General features: G+C 41.1%; 13 protein-coding genes and 1 pseudogene. 5 read left to right on the top strand and 9 right to left on the bottom strand.

Annotated features, from left to right (window positions below):
* Positions 1-6: 6 nt before the first annotated feature.
* Positions 7-765, bottom strand: a complete 759-nt coding sequence (locus AC0L6H_RS13960; RefSeq protein WP_473389679.1) for a class I SAM-dependent methyltransferase — start codon at positions 763-765, stop codon at positions 7-9.
* Positions 766-884: 119 nt separating this feature from the next.
* On the opposite strand from AC0L6H_RS13960, the gene gloB reads away from it, so the two are divergent.
* Positions 885-1,661, top strand: coding sequence for a hydroxyacylglutathione hydrolase (gene gloB, locus AC0L6H_RS13955; RefSeq protein WP_473389678.1), 777 nt, complete (start codon positions 885-887; stop codon positions 1,659-1,661).
* Between the two features lie 66 nt (positions 1,662-1,727).
* Entirely contained in the window at positions 1,728-3,413 is a 1,686-nt protein-coding gene (locus tag AC0L6H_RS13950) for a LysM peptidoglycan-binding domain-containing protein (protein WP_473389676.1), read from the top strand.
* A 55-nt stretch (positions 3,414-3,468) separates the two neighbouring features.
* On the opposite strand, the gene cysS is transcribed toward AC0L6H_RS13950, so the two are convergent.
* Positions 3,469-4,848, bottom strand: coding sequence for a cysteine--tRNA ligase (gene cysS, locus AC0L6H_RS13945; RefSeq protein WP_473389675.1), 1,380 nt, complete (start codon positions 4,846-4,848; stop codon positions 3,469-3,471).
* Positions 4,849-4,978: 130 nt separating this feature from the next.
* On the opposite strand from cysS, the gene AC0L6H_RS13940 reads away from it, so the two are divergent.
* From AC0L6H_RS13940 to AC0L6H_RS13930, 3 genes are all read left to right on the top strand, one after another.
* The gene (locus AC0L6H_RS13940; RefSeq protein ID WP_473389674.1) at positions 4,979-5,476 is read left to right on the top strand and encodes a peptidylprolyl isomerase; all 498 of its coding nucleotides are present in this window, start codon (positions 4,979-4,981) and stop codon (positions 5,474-5,476) included.
* Between the two features lie 41 nt (positions 5,477-5,517).
* Complete coding sequence (locus AC0L6H_RS13935; protein ID WP_473389672.1) at positions 5,518-6,252, top strand: UDP-2,3-diacylglucosamine diphosphatase; 735 nt, start codon at positions 5,518-5,520, stop codon at positions 6,250-6,252.
* Between the two features lie 159 nt (positions 6,253-6,411).
* Positions 6,412-7,302, top strand: a complete 891-nt coding sequence (locus AC0L6H_RS13930) for a hypothetical protein (protein WP_473389671.1) — start codon at positions 6,412-6,414, stop codon at positions 7,300-7,302.
* On the opposite strand, the gene AC0L6H_RS13925 is transcribed toward AC0L6H_RS13930, so the two are convergent.
* From AC0L6H_RS13925 to AC0L6H_RS13895, 7 genes and pseudogenes are all read right to left on the bottom strand, one after another.
* On the bottom strand, positions 7,288-7,485 hold the full coding sequence (locus AC0L6H_RS13925) for a hypothetical protein (RefSeq protein ID WP_473389670.1): 198 nt from the start codon (positions 7,483-7,485) through the stop codon (positions 7,288-7,290). The two genes, AC0L6H_RS13930 and AC0L6H_RS13925, sit on opposite strands and share 15 nt — an antisense overlap.
* A 3-nt stretch (positions 7,486-7,488) precedes the next feature.
* Positions 7,489-8,244, bottom strand: a complete 756-nt coding sequence (gene miaE, locus AC0L6H_RS13920; RefSeq protein WP_473389668.1) for a tRNA isopentenyl-2-thiomethyl-A-37 hydroxylase MiaE — start codon at positions 8,242-8,244, stop codon at positions 7,489-7,491.
* A gap of 125 nt (positions 8,245-8,369) precedes the next feature.
* A complete protein-coding gene (locus tag AC0L6H_RS13915; protein ID WP_473389667.1) occupies positions 8,370-8,624 on the bottom strand; it encodes a hypothetical protein in 255 nt (84 codons plus the stop codon).
* Positions 8,625-8,759: 135 nt separating this feature from the next.
* Complete coding sequence (locus AC0L6H_RS13910) at positions 8,760-9,536, bottom strand: DUF1963 domain-containing protein (protein ID WP_473389666.1); 777 nt, start codon at positions 9,534-9,536, stop codon at positions 8,760-8,762.
* 166 nt (positions 9,537-9,702) lie between these two features.
* On the bottom strand, positions 9,703-9,906 hold the full coding sequence (locus tag AC0L6H_RS13905; protein WP_473389664.1) for a hypothetical protein: 204 nt from the start codon (positions 9,904-9,906) through the stop codon (positions 9,703-9,705).
* A pseudogene (locus tag AC0L6H_RS13900) lies at positions 9,903-12,994 on the bottom strand (efflux RND transporter permease subunit). Before AC0L6H_RS13900 ends, AC0L6H_RS13905 begins: the two are co-directional and overlap by 4 nt.
* Positions 12,987-16,349 carry an efflux RND transporter permease subunit gene (locus AC0L6H_RS13895; RefSeq protein ID WP_473389663.1) on the bottom strand — a complete coding sequence of 1,121 codons (3,363 nt, stop codon included), beginning with the start codon at positions 16,347-16,349 and terminating at the stop codon, positions 12,987-12,989. The pseudogene AC0L6H_RS13900 and the gene AC0L6H_RS13895 overlap by 8 nt, the downstream one beginning before the upstream one ends.
* Positions 16,350-16,352: the final 3 nt, after the last annotated feature.

The following is a 16,352-nucleotide window of genomic DNA, read 5'->3' as shown; positions in this document are numbered from 1 at the left end:
AAACAGCTACGAAGCTTTGTCTAACTTTTGGGTGGCGTTTCTCGCTACCGCACCCGTTGGATTAAAGCTTCGCTTTGTTTTGTGCATAGGTTTTATCCCTGTAAGCGGAATTTCACGTTTCCTCGCTTCAATAATATACATTGAAGAAAACCAAGGCAGGTAACGCTTACAGAACTTCTGGATTGCACTTTGACTGTTTAAGGTGCGCATAAACAAAGATGAATAGACTAAATTCTCTTGTTGTACAATTTCAAAATTTAATAGCGAAAGCCAATCTTTTATACGAGCCGCGGTAAAAAAGCGGCCTTTATGTAATATATTTTTACGATTAATAGGCAAATATTTAATCACCCCCGCAAAACTGAAAGGATTAAAGCCTGCAATAACGACACGGCCGTCACTGGTAATCGCGCGGTCTATTTCACGAATAATTTGATGCGGATCTTGTGCAAAATCGAGTTCACCCAACACAATAAACGCATCTATACTATTATTCTTAAACGGTAATTTGGCAGACTGCGCGCACAAATGATTGTGTTTGTTAGCATGAGGGGCGCAGCTAACTTGGTTTTTTATCGAGCAAGTCGGCAACTTTATCTGGCTACTCAAGCTGCCGACCTTAACAAGGTAGTAACCAAAAATACGCTCTACAATAGGCTCAAGGGCTTTTTCAAGCTCATCACGCGCTAATTCTCCTTGGCTCAATTCAAGCCATTGTTTTGGGTATTCGGGTTTTGTTTTACTGCGAGCTGAGCGTATCAACATTTACACCTCTTGTTGCTCAAGACTATTTGCTCCCAGATAAAAGCAAAGTCTGGGACTAAACCATCAAATTCAAATATGATACTATCATATCAACAGTTATTGACTATATGGACTATATCATGAGCTTTACAATAACACCGATAAAAGCCTTTTCCGACAATTATATATGGGCGTTGCATACACAGTCACATTCTTTGGTTGTTGACCCAGGAGATGCTGAGCCGGTACTAACCTTTCTGCGTGAACGTAAGCTCAGCCTCGACTATATATTGATTACGCATCATCATTTTGATCATACCGGTGGCATTGAGAAACTTAAAAAAATATTCCCATTGGTCGAAGTTTATGGACCGGACAATCCTAAAATAAGTGGCATAACCCGCACCTTAAAAGAAAACGACGCTATCAGCTTACCTGAGTTTCCTGTCGAGTTTGAGATCAAAGAAACGCCAGGTCACACTCTGGACCATATTGTTTACGTAAATCAAGAATTGTTGTTTTGCGGCGATACATTATTTTCAGGTGGGTGTGGAAGAATGTTTGAAGGTACGCCCGAAGTATTTTATCCCTCATTGCAAAAACTTGCAGCACTTGCACCAAGTACTAAAGTATATTGTGCACATGAATATACGCAAGCTAATATGGCGTTCGCAATGAGTATCGAGCAAAACAATAAAGCGTTATCATCACACGCGACTTGGGTAAAGCAACAACGAAATCAAGATAAAATCACCTTACCGAGCACAATTGGCAAAGAATGTGAAATTAATCCGTTTTTACGTTGTCATAAAACGGATGTTAAACAGAGTCTTGTCAGCCAAGGTGCGCTGGCTTGTAACAGTGCAACAGATGTTGATACCTTTGCTGCTCTGCGCAAACTAAAAGATAACTTTTGAGATGTCGAAGCGACTTTGCCCTATACACAAAACATTTTACAGCATCATAAATTATACAAGGACAATATGAAGTTTTTACTGCCACTTAGTCTCTTATGCACTCTCAGTGCCTGCCAACTTGTGCAAAACGAGAAAATTGCAGAAGTAGATACACAGGTGCGATTAGAATCGAGCATCGAAGATCAAAGTCTAAAAATAGACAACATTAGACCCTGTCCTGCAATGATGGAGACAAAGCACAAACAACACGACTCCGCAGAGTGCGAGACAGGCGAAGATGGCGTTAGAAAAGTCATTCACCCTACAGAAGAAGTTGAAATTGCACTAGAAGAACCCGATCCAGTCGATCCTAATTCCCTGAATAATATTTGGGAAAAGATTCAATATCAATTTAGCTTACCCATTGTGGAAAATCAGCCGCGCCTAGAAGCACAAAAAAACTGGTATTTGCGTCATCCAGCATACATGCAGCGCGTGTCTAAACGTGCTCGTCCTTTTTTGTATCACATTGTAGAACGCTTAGAAGCCGAGAACATGCCATTGGAGTTGGTTTTACTCCCGATTGTTGAAAGCGCTTTTGATCCATTTGCATACTCCCATGGTCGCGCATCAGGAATGTGGCAATTTATCCCTTCAACAGGAAAGCGTTTTGGAATGAAACAAACTTGGTGGTATGACGGTCGCAGAGACGTCATTGCTTCGACCGAAGGTGCGATAAAATATTTGCGTTATCTCAATGAATTTTTTGACGGTGATTGGTTGCATGCTCTAGCAGCCTATAATAGCGGTGAAGGCCGTGTACAAAGAGCGATCAAAAAGAACCGCAGAGCTGGCAAAGCTACTGATTTTTGGTCGTTAGATTTACCCAAAGAAACCAGAGCATATGTGCCAAAACTGTTGGCACTGGCAGATATTCTTAAACATCAAGACAAATATAATTTTAATTGGCCAACTATCCCGAACGCTCCGGTAATTGACATAGTCGACGTTGGCTCTCAGATTGACTTAGCCCTTGCTGCAAGCATGGCTGACCTGACTATAGCTGAATTACAAGCGCTTAATCCGGGCTATAATCGCTGGGCAACAGATCCAGATGGTCCCCATCAATTAATTATCCCCATTGAAAAAGTCGACGGCTTTACCACTGCCTTAGCACAAACCTCGAGTACAGAACGTTTAAATTGGGTTCGTCATCAAGTTAAAAATGGGGAAAGTTTAGGTGTCATCGCGAATAAATACGCAACGAGCATTGATGTAATTAAACAAGTGAACAACCTTCGAAATAATACAATTTATATCAATGACTACATCTTAATACCGGTGTCCTTAAAGGACCTAAACGCCTATAGTTTATCAGTTGATCAAAGACTTGAGAAAACACAATCCATTGAGCGAGCCAATCATAAAATCGAACATAAGGTTGAAACTGGCGACACCCTTTGGGACATCGCCATGGCAAATAAAGTGGGCGTGAGAGAGTTAGCTAGATGGAACAAAATGGCACCTACAGACCCACTTAAGGTGGGCGCAAATATCGTTGTATGGACTGATCAAGTGCCGGTGCCTGATGCGAATTCGCCGGTGATGCGAAACCTTGTTTACACGGTTAGAAACGGAGACTCATTGGCGCGCATTGCTGATAAGTTTAAGGTAACGGTAAGCGAACTGACTAAGTGGAATAAGCTGCAAGGCAAAAAATATATACAACCTGGCCAAAAGCTTAAAATTCGAGTGGATGTAAAACGCACGTAAAAAAACCTTGTGTGTAATCAAGCTATCTCTGCTTACCCACAAGGCCTTTAATTTGCTAAGCTTTACGCCAACTGGTGCCTGTTTTACTTTCCTCGAGTATAACGCCTAAAGCGGCTAGTTCATCTCTTACGGCGTCAGCCGCTGCCCAATCCTTATTGGTCCTAGCCTCAATTCGTTTGGCAATTAAATCTTCGACTTGCTGCGTAAAATCATCGCTAGTGGCACCTTGCAAGAAATCAGACGGATTGCTCTCAAGAATACCTAATACCGCTCCTAATTTGCGTAGTACGCCTGCTAAGTCTTTTGCCTCTTGACTTGCACTGTCTTGCTTGTTTAAGTCTTTCACAATATCGAATAAGACTGAAACCGCAACCGGCATATTGAAGTCATCGTTCATTGCCGTTTCAAATTTAGCCAAATAGCCACCGTGAGATATATCAACCTCAAGATTAGGTTCAAGGTCTCGCAGTGCTGTATATAAGCGCTCTAAACTTGAACGCGCTTGGTCAATGTTATCTTGTGAATAGCTTAACTGACTGCGGTAATGCGCAGACATAAGGAAAAATCGTAGCGTCTCACTGTCGTGTTTTTCAAGCACGCTTCTTAGCGTAAAAAAGTTATCTAAAGATTTAGACATTTTCACGTTATCTATTTGCACCATGCCGGCATGCATCCACGTATTGACGTAGTCAGTATCAAATGCGCAGCAAGACTGTGCCACTTCATTTTCATGATGGGGGAAAATCAAATCAGAGCCACCACCGTGGATATCAAAATGCGCGCCTAAATGCTTGTGATTCATTGCTGAACATTCAATATGCCAACCTGGACGCCCTTCGCCCCAAGGAGAAGGCCATGATATTTCGCCCTCTTTAACGCCTTTCCACAATACAAAATCAAGTGGGTCTTCTTTGTCACTGGTGGTTTGCACACGGATCCCAGAAACCAATTGACTTAAGTCTTGTTTGCTTAGTTTTCCATAGTCTTTGTAAGCGGAAACTTTAAATAAAACATCACCTGAAGAAGACTGATAGGCATAGCCTTTTTCTATTAAACGTTCAATGACCGATATAATTTCAGGCATATGCGTTGTTACGCGTGGTTCGACATCAGGCTCAAGTAAATTGAGTGCTGCAAAATCGCTGTGCATGTCTGCGATTGTGCGCGCAGTTAAATCGTTTGGACTTTCGTTATTTTTCTGCGCTCGCTGAATGATTTTATCGTCGACATCGGTAATATTGCGTACGTACTTGACGTCGTATCCGAGATGACGCAAATATCTAACCACAATATCAAAGCTCAAGTAAGTACGAGCGTGACCCATGTGGCAAAGGTCATATACCGTTATTCCACAGACGTAAATGCCTACTTTATTTTCAGTTAAAGGAACAAAGGCTTGTTTTTCTTTGGATAAGGTATTGTATATCTGCAACATATAGTAGAAAGCTTTTATAGTAATTAGGTGGATAAAGATGCACGCAATTCTAGCATTTTGCTATGCATATAGGCTACTATTTGTCGCTCTCACCCCCATAACTCATAATATTCATAAAAGGACAACGTGCATGATTGTTTTAAAAACAAATTTTGGTGACATAAAAGTTAAATTATTTGAAAAAGAAGCCCCTAATACGACAGCAAATTTCCTTGAGTACGTAAAGGAAGGTTTTTATGATGGCACCATTTTTCATCGTGTAATCAGCAGTTTTATGATCCAAGGTGGCGGTTTTGAGTCTGGCCTAGAACAAAAAGCGACAAAAGATCCTATTGAAAACGAAGCGGACAATGGTCTTAGCAATAAAATTGGCACGCTAGCAATGGCCCGTACAAACGATCCACATTCAGCGACTTGTCAGTTTTTCATCAATGTAAATAACAACGACTTTTTAGATTTTAAAGCCCCTAATGCTCAAGGTTATGGCTACTGCGTGTTTGCAGAAGTAGTTGACGGCATGGACGTAGTTGAAAAAATCAAAGGTGTTGATACCGGCCGCGCTGGCATGCATGACGACGTACCTGTAGAAGACGTAATTATTGAGTCAGCAAGTGTTGTCGAAGAATAGCAACAAGCATTCAAAGCGATTAATCAGGTAAAGGCAGCATAGTGTCCACTACCCTGTTTATTTCAGATTTGCATTTAAGCGCTGAGCGAGACGATATTGCCCAGTGCTTTTTTAGCTTTATGGAAAACGAAGCCCCTCACGCTGATGCGCTTTACATTTTGGGCGATTTGTTCGAAGTGTGGATAGGTGATGATGACAAAAGCCCCTTTAGTCAGCAGGTGGCAGCGGTAATCGCAAAGCTTAGCCAAGTTACACCCGTTTACTTTATTCACGGTAATCGCGATTTTGCAATAAGAGATGCCTACGCCAAGCAATGTAATATGCAGTTGCTACCAGAACAATTCGTTATCAGTCTTTATGGACGCAAAACCCTCATTTCCCACGGTGACGAACTATGTACACGGGACTTAGCCTACATGAAATTTAGAAAAAAGGCGCGAGGTTGGTGGTGGCCTAGGTTAATGTTAGCCCTACCGCTTAGTTTACGGAAAAAACTGGCATCAAAAGGAAGGCAAGTAAGTAAAAACAACCAAATGCAGCTTAGTGAAGACATTATGGATGTGACCCAGTCACAAGTAGAAGCAGCCATGTTGAATCATAACGTAGATTTATTTATTCATGGCCATACCCATCGCCCTAAGATTCATCATTTTGTCGTGCAGCGCAACGAAAAACCGCTACAGATGCAACGAATAGTACTCGGAGACTGGTATTCACAAGGCAGCATTTTAGTTGCGACGCCCAATAACTTATCACTTGAAACACGACAATTTTGAACTCGAACTACCTCAGTTTATACGTTTTCAGGCCTTATACTCTCTTACTAATGGTTTGAATAGGCTATTGCTTAAAAAAAGGGTTTAAAAAACACCTGAAATGATGAATAATTAAGCTATAAAAATAATCATCAAATATGCCATCGAAAGGGATTCCGCTTGTTTAATCTAAGCAAAAAATACATCATTCTTATTCTTGCCAACATTCTTGTGCTCGTCGCTTTATTCGTATTTCTCAACCAGAGTGAAGAAGAAAAACCAGATCCTTTCGATAACGACTATGTGATGGGACTTTTGCAAAAAGAAAGAAACTTGGTCATGACAGTTGAGCAATTGAATAGAGAGCTTAATGACGCAGAAAAAGAGCAGGCCTTATTACAAGAAAAACTTGACGAAGCGCAGTTGTTGCAAAGTAGCAATACCCTGCAAACACAAGCCTGTGAATCAAACAATGATAATACGACACAAAGTCAGGCTCCTGCAGAAAAAGCGCCTGCAGAAAAAGCGCCTGTAGCAAAACTAGAGACCTGTAATGCTGAAAAGATTGACCTAAATCTGGCCGAAGCAAAAATTGCGTCCCTAGAAAAAGTCATTGAATCTTTACGTGAACGTTTAGCCGAGGCGCAAGAAGAATCGCTTCAAAAAGATAAACTATTAGCGCAAGCACGCAATCAACAAAACTCTGAAATAGAAGCATTGAAGTCTGAAGTTGATAAATTAAAACGCATCATCAGCTTACCAATTGCGCTTGATAAAAATTACTTGGGCGCGCGCTATTGCGATAAACCTAAATTTGAAAGTTTAATTTGTGTAGAAGAGTTTTTGGTTCGTCCTAGTTTTACCAAACCCCCTATTACTAAACTGGGTATTAAAATCTTTGACAAAACCGATACCGTAGTTGCCATGGGTGAATACAACTCAGCACAAAATCTGTTATATCGTTTATCGCTAGGACGCGGGAAAGAGCTTTTTAAAGGCAACTTCACCGTCCAGTACAGTATCGATAATCAGGTTATACGCAGCGAAGTCGTTGAATTAGCGCAAGAGTAAGTCCGCGTCATCATCGCGCAGGCGATGATCTCTTTGTTGGCGCTCAATATAAACACCGTCGTTAACGTCATCATCGCGCAGGCGATGATCTCCTAAAAAGGCTAACAAACCCAATAAAACTTTACAGCTTTGCGTGTAATTATGAAGGTCCTTGCCTTCGCAAGGATGACGGGCTGGAGGCAAGTATTACCCTAAAACGGGCGAACCACTATGAAACTTAAAGTCTTCATCGGGGCTAACGATCAACTCAGCTTCCTTCGCACCAAAAAAAGCAACTTTATCTGAAATATCCTTGCCTGCTATTTGGCTAGCAAGGCTTAAATAGTCTTGATAATGACGAGCTTCTGAGCGCAGTAAACTGATGTAAAACTCCCCCAACTTACTATCTAAATGGGGCGCTATTTTAGCAAAACGTTCACATGAACGAGCCTCTATATAAGCGCCGCAAATTAATTTATCTATCAATGCATCGGGCTCATGGGTTTTACAATGGCTAAGCAGACCTTTCGCATAGCGACTCGAGCTAATATTAGTGTAAGTTACCCCATACAAGTCCATCATCTCTAAAACTTGATAAAAATGATGTAATTCTTCTTTAATCAACAATACCATTTTATCAATCAAATCTTGGCTATATGCAGTTTCAGTTTTCGCCATCATCGATTTATTGAGCTTACATTTAGCTAGATCTTGCCACTTGCCTTCGTGACGATAAGTAAACTTTTCATACGGAGCTAACCAATCCAACAAAGCCTTCGCGCTAGTTGCATCGACCGCATATCTACGAATTAAGAACATCGCGCTTTGCGCGGCTTTAAGCTCGCAAATCAAGTGATCTGTAAGCAATACTGGTAAATTTTTAGGCTTAATAGCTTCGTCTATCCAAGCTTGTGGGGTTTCGCATTGTAAAAACTGTCGAATTGGCGCTAGCAGTTCGTCCATAAGTCTCAACTGGAAGTGTGTTTATTTTGGAGTAATTGTATCACTATGTGATTTACAACGCCTACATTGTTGATGACTTAGCCATTAACTCATCGATCAGTAGTGTAGGCGCTAGGTATCGAGGATTATGCCTTGGTGTTTATACTTGGCGTTTCTCTATCGTAACGTCTATCTCTTCCGCTACGAGTATCTAATAAAACTTTAGTCTGGCGTTTGCGTCGTTCTTTCCCTTCTCTTTTTTCATACACGATTACATGTGCATTTGCCACTTGCTTGGTGCTATCTGGGTTTGATTCAGCCTTTTCCAAGGTGACTTCACCACGTTTTACTAACTTCGGCTTGCTTGTTCTTATGGGAAGAAATTGTGTTGGTAAGTACATTTCTTCTCTCCTTTCATAGTCAAAATTTGTTAAGCAACGCGAAAAAAGCGTTTCCCAATAACGGTAACGGCACAAACTTCAATTACTTTAGCAAAAAATAAATAAAAGTAAAAAAATTCTAATTTTAATAGCTTGTTAGCTGCATGCCCATGCAATTGCTAATTTATCTTTATGATCCTCGCACTGTGAAATATGCGAGCAACCTACATCTCCAAACATATAGGGCAAATTATCCTCTGAATCTATTTGAAAAATGACTTTCATCGCTTTTCCACATTCTGGGCAATTAGGGTATTCAACACCCTGTACCCAATATGGCCAACCAAGCAGCTTATCTTCTGGGAGGGGGTACTCCATGTCGCAAAGTAACTCACTTTGATCATCATTCAACCTTAGCCCAATATCTTCAAGCTCTATCCAGTTTGGGTAATCTTCTTTAGATTTCCATCCAACTATTTGTTTTTCTGCAAAGGCGTCTTTAACTGGGATTTTGTTGGGTGATGCGATAATTTCATCTTTATAATTAACTATTCTTACTAAACTGCTTTTCGAAAATGGAAAATAGGCTTCACAGTTTACTTCACATTCTTTCTCCCAGTTTGTGCAATAAAACGTTTGAAGTATCCCCCCACCAAATACATTTCTCTCTGATTCGGGGAGGTCTTGAGCGTTTAACTGCAAGAATAATTGCATGGGTTCGTTGCAATTAGCGCAGCAAGGCCACGTTTCATCTTTTGAAAGCGCTGGGATACCTGAAAATTTTGAAGCCAAAGGACTGGAGTGTTGCTCTATTATATTAGGGATCCAAGCCAAGCGTTTATATGGCGCTAGTATAGGCTTAAGTGCTTCCCATTTTTCTGTAACTGAAGGCTGCGGTTCTTTTTTCTTAAATATGTTGAAGATACTGCTCATTGTTCTGCTTCCTTTTCATCAAATGTTACTCCCGTATAATTCTACTTGCCAAGTACAATATACCCGCTGGCGCTAAACCAATTACATTACTATCTGCCCATACCCAAAAAAAACATAGCCATATATTACAGCTTGATAAAATTACTTCACGCGGTCTATTCTTGAATTAGGCCTGCTTACTTTGTTTTAATTTTGACTTAGGGCGCCAAAAAACGGGTTTAGGCACCAACTGGGGTTTACGCCAACCAAAAAGTGCGAATAGAAGTTCTATACACCAAAGTACTAGCCAAAATAGCAGCTCCATAATCAAGACAAAAAACACCAAGAAAAGGTCTACACCGCCAATAAGACCTAATATTCCCTCAATCATAATTTAATCCTCGCTTGCATTATGTAGCGTGTCACAAATTCGGTTGCCTCAGCTATCATCGCCATGGTGTTGCGCCTTAATTTAAGTAAAAGTAAGTAACCAAGTGGTACTAAAAATAAACTTGTGACCGTACTAAACAACAAACCGCCAATAATTGCAATCGCCATCGGTGAATAAGGTGGGCCATCACCGCCAATGCTAACGTCTCCAACCGCCAGTGGAATTAGCCCTAATACAGTGGTTAATACGGTCATTAAAATAGGCCTTATACGGGTTAAACAACCCTCAATTATGGCTTGATGAACACTCATGCCTGATTCTGCTAGCTGATTAATGCGGTCTACTAACACAATACCATTGTTAACCACTATACCCATTAGTATCAGCATCCCAATCATGCCCATCACCGTCATGGCATTTCCGGTGATTAAAAATGCCCAAAAAACGCCGGTAAACGAAAACACTAAGGAAATCAATACAGCAGTAGGTAACAACAGTGATTCAAACAGCGCCGCCATAACGATATAAATCATAATAATGGCAAGGATCATATTAGTGAGCATGATGGCTTCGTCTTCGTCTTGGCGCTGGAAGCTACCATCTAAAGACCAAGTGTAGCCTGAAGGCAAAGCGATGTTTTCCATGATAAGCTCGATACTCTCCCGCGCTTCACTCATGGTAAAATCTTCGTTTAGGTTTGCCCCTAGTCCCAATGAGGTTTGCCGAGAACGTCTTTGAATTTGAGACATTCTAGGGTTAATACTCATGTTGGCGACCATATCTAGAGTGACGTTTTGATTACCATTACGCAAAATCGTTACGTTTTTTAATTTATCTATACTTTCTTGTAAAGACTCGTCATAAAGTAAGCGAATATTAATTTCACCCTCATTTCCATTTCTGAACGTTCGTAAATTTGTCCCGCGAAGCGCTGTACTTACAATAGATGCGACATCATTTGTACTGAGGCCAAAACGAAATGCTTTCTCTCTGTCAACAGTAACTTGCAATTCATAATTTTGCGCATCTACGTCAGATTTAACGTCACTTAAGCCTTCAATACTCGCCAGTACTGGAACAATTTGATCTGCAATTTCCATTAAGGTTTCAGAAGATTGTCCATATAAATTAATTCTTACACCCCCACCCGAGCCCTCTTCCCACTCAAATGAGGGTTTCGCTCTAACAAAGGGGGTAAGCCATCACTGATTTCTTTTTTCAATTGTGCTACTGAAATGGGTAGGTCATCTTCTAGCGTTAAAGTGGACACAGCAAAGCCAGTAGTAAAGTAACTATATACTTGCTTTATATGGAATTTTTCTTGATTTGCGTATAAATATTCCTCCATTTTATTGACTGACTTTTCAACTTCTCCCAAGCTGTAATTACTTTGCATATGATAATTGAGGAAAATTCTGCCTTGGTTATTGTTGTTGTCATCGTCGCTTTTTAAAAGGTTTAGAGGAATTAAGGTACTCACTAAAATCGCCAGCGCAATCAGCGATGTTTTCCCTTGGTTAGATAAAGTCCATCGTAAAACGTTTTCATAAAATCTTTTTAATGCAGAGGCTTTGTTCTGTGCTTGTACTTTTTCTTTTCTTTGTATCTTCAATTTTGTGCTTAACAAAGGAATTAAGGTTTGTGCCAGCAATAACGAAGCAAATAAAGAAATACAAATAGACACAGCAACATGCTCTAAAAACACAGTGAGCTCTGCCTTTACTCCAACAATGTTAGGCAAAAACACAATCGCGGTTGTTGCTGTACCGGCAATAACCGCCAAACTAACCAAAGACACGCCCTTTTTGGTAGCGGCAATGATATCGCTATTTTTTTCGCGCTCTTGAAAGATACTTTCAGTGACGACCACCGCATTATCAACAAGCATACCTACTGCTAGCATTAGTCCCATAAGAGAAAGAATATTTAGTGTATATCCCAAAAAGTACATACACGCCAATGTGATGCATATAGCAAACGGCACTGACAAAACGACTACCAAGGTTGTAGCTAAGTTACGCAAAAACATATAAAGCACGATGATTGAAAGCGCAGCACCAATTAAACCTGTATTGAGCAAGTCTTGCAGTGAAGATGTAACGCTGTTGGCTTCATCTTGCATAATATAGACATTGATACCGTTAAAAGCTTTACTGGTTTTTGCCTTCTCAATTTCAGCCATGACAGATTCAGACACCTCAACTAAATTTGCGTCTGATTCTCTGAAAATATTTAAACCAATTGCGTGGGTGCGATCAAGATGGCGAGCTTCTGTTGCCTTTGGGGTTTCAAATTCAATAGTGGCAATGTCACTCAAACGTATATTACGACCCACAATTAAATTACTAATATCCTCTTTGCTTTGATATTCCCCAACTGGATTGACCGTAATTTTTTGGTTCAAATCAAAAAACTGTCCAGCTGTCATCGAAAAGTTAGCATTTTGAAGTTGCCGATAAACATCCGTAGTATCTATGCGTAAAGCAGCTATACGGTCGGGATCAAGGCGGATTGATATTTGCTTTTTGTTAACCCCATAAAGTTCTACTCTAGAGACGCCAGCAACCCGTTCGATAGGCATCTTAAGTGTGCGTTCTAGCAAATCGTAACTATTAGAAATATCGCGATCACTTGAAAGGCGCAGCTGAAATACAGGCATATCAGCGAGGTTAAACTTAAACACCATTAAGCGTTCAACATCGTCAGGAAGCAAGTGTCGTATCGCATCTATTTTCTCGCGCGCTTCTACACTTTTCGCTTTTATGTTTGCTTCCCAATCAAATCGCAACATTATCTCAGCGCTGTTTTCATTAGAAAATGAGCGCATGCGTTTAATCCCCGACATTGTCGCCAATGCTTCTTCTACAGGACGCGTAATCATCTTTTCAATTTCTGCAGGCGTCGCGTCTTGATACGGTATTTGTACATATAACTCAGGAAAATCAATACCGGGAAACTTTTCTAAGGGCAAATAACGGCTAGCACCTAAACCAAGTAGTAACAAAGAAAAAAACAGCATAGAAATAGTCACTGGCCGGCGTAACGCAAATGAAGCAAGAAAAGCCCCAGCATGTGCAAACTTATCCATGGGCATGCTCCTTACTTAGCGAGGGCTTTGTCGTTGGGTTAGTTTCCATGTACTGCGTTTTAAATCGCTTTGCATCAAATAAACTGTACAGTATTGGAATGAGAAACAACGTCAAAAGCGTGGCAAACAAAAGTCCAAAGATAACCGTTATTGCCATTGGTGTGCGTATTTCTGAACCATCACCTAAGCCAATCGCCATCGGTAACAGGCCAAGTACGGTGGTTAGTGTGGTCATCAAAATAGGCCTTAATCGGCTAGTCGCCGCTTCAACAATTGCGCTGCTTTTTTCAGTACCATTGGCTCGCAACTGATTAATTCGGTCAATCAACACAATGGCATTATTAACCACAATACCCGCGAGCATAATTAAGCCGATAAAAACCACAACACTGACATTCGTTCCAGTCAAAAATAATCCGTAAATGGAGCCGGCACATGCCATTGGCACCGTAAATAGAATCAAAAACGGATGCAGTAATGATTCAAATTGCGACGCCATTACCAAGTAGACCAAAAAGACGGCAAGGGCCAATGCTAGTAATAACGACTCGAAACTCGCGTTCATTTCTTCACTTTGGCCAGCAACACTAGCGCCTAAATTAATGGGAAGATTCACTTGCTCAATTACCTTTTGCGCATCAATGACGGCAGCGCCTAAATCACCATAGTTCAAGTTTGCACTAATTAAGACTACGCGCTGTTGTCCAACTCTTGAAATTTCACTTGGCCCAATAGACATTGTGATGTCTGCCACGGCAGCTAAATGAATAGCGGGAATAGCGCCGGGATTAATAATAAGCCGTGAAATATCACTTATAGAATCGCGTTGCTCGGTTTGATTGCGCACTAAAATATCCACCTTGCGGTCATCTACACTAAACTTACTCGCAACCTCCCCGCCCACTTTTGAAGCAATGAGGCGAGATACGTCAGGCGCATTTAAGCCAAGTTGCGCCAGCTTTGCATGGTCAAACACTATTTTTAATTCCGGGCTACCACTTTGAAGGGAGCTTTTTACATCAGCAAAACGTGTGTTTTTTTCAAGTTCACTGGCGAGTAAATCACCGTAGCGCTGAAGCTGTGCTAAGTCGTATCCGGCCAATTGAATTGCCAGCGGAGTAGAGAAACTAAACAACTCAGGTGTGCCAAACTTACTTTGGACGCCGGCTTGAGAGGATAAATAATCGCGCATTGCCGCTTTCACGTCTTCCACATCATTGACAGTAGCGCTATCATTCATCACCACATTTAACTTGCCCCAATGATCACCGCCTTGGGCAGCAGAAGCATTCATTAAACTACCTGTACCCGCTAATGAATAAGTACGTTTTACCCCATCAAGTGTTTGCGTAAAACGAGCGAGATCAGCAATAATCCGATCGGTATTTGCCAGGCGGGCGCCTGAGGGCAAGGTTATTTCTACATTAAACTCGCCTTGCGAAAGCGGTGGAATAAGTTCTACACCTAATTTAGGTAATAATAAAAGCGACGACAAAGACAGCGCTATAATAAGCCCCATGACCAATAATCGTGCTCGCATTACTGCGTTTAAGCTACGTTCATAGCGCATTGCCAAAAAGTGATAAAACTTATCAAAAGCCCAAAGCAGTGGTTTAAAGAAATAACTTAAGACCCAAGCCCCTGCTCTACACACTGCCGTTATAACGACGGTAATCGCAAAAGGTAGCATGTAGAACACAATTTTAAATAGCCAAGCAAATGGCCATTTAAGATAAAAAAGCACCCTAGCCAATTTGCCTTGTGGTGTAAACGCTTCGCTGCGCTCACCTAAATCCAAACTCTGCTTGCTATTATTAACGTCATGATTGATACCATTGCGCGCTTTTTCACGCGCTGCTAACATCGGAATAAGCGTTAAAGCAACGACCAAAGACACCGCTAAGGCAAACGTCACGGTAAGGGCTTGGTCACTAAATAACTGTCCGGCTATCCCTTCTACAAAAACCAGCGGAAAAAATACCGCCATGGTAGTAAGTGTTGACGCCACAATCGCCATCGAGACCTCTGACGTCCCTTTTACAGCAGCATCAAGTGGATTAGGATTTTGCGTTTTATGGCGGTCAATGTTTTCTAATACAACAATGCTGTTATCAACTAACAAACCAATCGCAAGTGCAATACCGCCTAAGCTCATGATATTTAGGCTTATGTCATAGCTATACATGAGACTAAAGGTCGCAATTATCGATACCGGTATGGAGATAGAGATAATTAAGGTAGGCCAAATATTTTTTAAGAAGAAGTATAAAACAAACATCGCCAAGACACCGCCTATCATAGCGGCGCTTTTAACCTCATCAATGGCGCTTGCGATAAATAAAGATTGGTCATATACCTGTTGTAATTTATAGTTTTCGGGTATTGCATCGCTAATTTCGTTTAACCTGTCGCTTACGGCTTTAGCAACATTCACAGTATTGGCGTCACCTTCTTTATAAATCGCTATTTCAACGCCTTCAAAGCCATCAAAACGAGTGATTGAATTGCGTTCTTTATAAGTATCGACTACCTCTGCGATGTCCCCTAACCTAATATGCTTGCCTTCGCGGGTTGCAATATAAAGATTACGCATATCATCAAGGCTTTCGAATTGGTTTATAGTACGTACTAAATATTCTTGTGCCCCTTCTTCTACACGACCACCCGATGCATTCACATTTTCGTCTTTAAGGCGTTTAATAATTTCTGCCAGCGAAATAGAAAGCTGGCTGCTGCGCTCTTGATTGATAAGCACTTGCACTTCATTTTCAAGTCCGCCACCAATGCGCACCGAGGCGACACCTTCGACTGACTCAAGTTTACGTTTAATGTCTTCATCAGCAAAAGTCCGCAAGCGCTTCATTTGTTGAACATCTAAACTGGCAATTTCACCCGCGTTTTGCGACGCTTCATTTTTGTTTGTATCAACGCCCAAACCGTAGCGCATGATCGGGTCAAGACTTGGGTTGAATTTTAAAAGTAAGGGGCGTTTTACATCTAAAGGAAGGTACAAAACATCTAACTTCTCGCGAACTTCAAGGCTGGCAACATCCATTTCAGTACCCCATTCAAATTCGAGTACAACGTCTGATTGCTCAGCTTTTGAAGCAGATACCACTTTGCGAACGCCTTTAACAACACCAACAACCTCTTCAATTGGTTTTGTCACTAGTTGTTCTACTTCGCCAGGTGCAGCGCCTATATAATCGGTTCTCACCGTTAAAGTTGGGTAAGAAAGCTCGGGTAATAAATTTAGCGATAGGCGCGATAAAGAAACAAAGCCAAACAGCAATATCGCTAAAGTAAACATCCACACGGTAACCGGGCGCTTAACCGCCACTTCAATAATATTCATGGG

It is taken from the genome of Glaciecola sp. G7-5, assembly GCF_055808975.1.
This window is presented reverse-complemented; position numbering and strand designations above follow the sequence as displayed.

Coding starts and splice junctions, on each gene's coding strand:
- gloB (WP_473389678.1), top strand. CDS start 885: ATGAGCTTTACAATAACACCGATAAAAGCCTTTTCCGACAATTATATA.
- miaE (WP_473389668.1), bottom strand. CDS start 8,244: ATGGACGAACTGCTAGCGCCAATTCGACAGTTTTTACAATGCGAAACC.
- AC0L6H_RS13940 (WP_473389674.1), top strand. CDS start 4,979: ATGATTGTTTTAAAAACAAATTTTGGTGACATAAAAGTTAAATTATTT.
- AC0L6H_RS13960 (WP_473389679.1), bottom strand. CDS start 765: ATGTTGATACGCTCAGCTCGCAGTAAAACAAAACCCGAATACCCAAAA.
- AC0L6H_RS13915 (WP_473389667.1), bottom strand. CDS start 8,624: ATGTACTTACCAACACAATTTCTTCCCATAAGAACAAGCAAGCCGAAG.
- AC0L6H_RS13950 (WP_473389676.1), top strand. CDS start 1,728: ATGAAGTTTTTACTGCCACTTAGTCTCTTATGCACTCTCAGTGCCTGC.
- AC0L6H_RS13910 (WP_473389666.1), bottom strand. CDS start 9,536: ATGAGCAGTATCTTCAACATATTTAAGAAAAAAGAACCGCAGCCTTCA.
- AC0L6H_RS13905 (WP_473389664.1), bottom strand. CDS start 9,906: ATGATTGAGGGAATATTAGGTCTTATTGGCGGTGTAGACCTTTTCTTG.
- cysS (WP_473389675.1), bottom strand. CDS start 4,848: ATGTTGCAGATATACAATACCTTATCCAAAGAAAAACAAGCCTTTGTT.
- AC0L6H_RS13895 (WP_473389663.1), bottom strand. CDS start 16,349: ATGAATATTATTGAAGTGGCGGTTAAGCGCCCGGTTACCGTGTGGATG.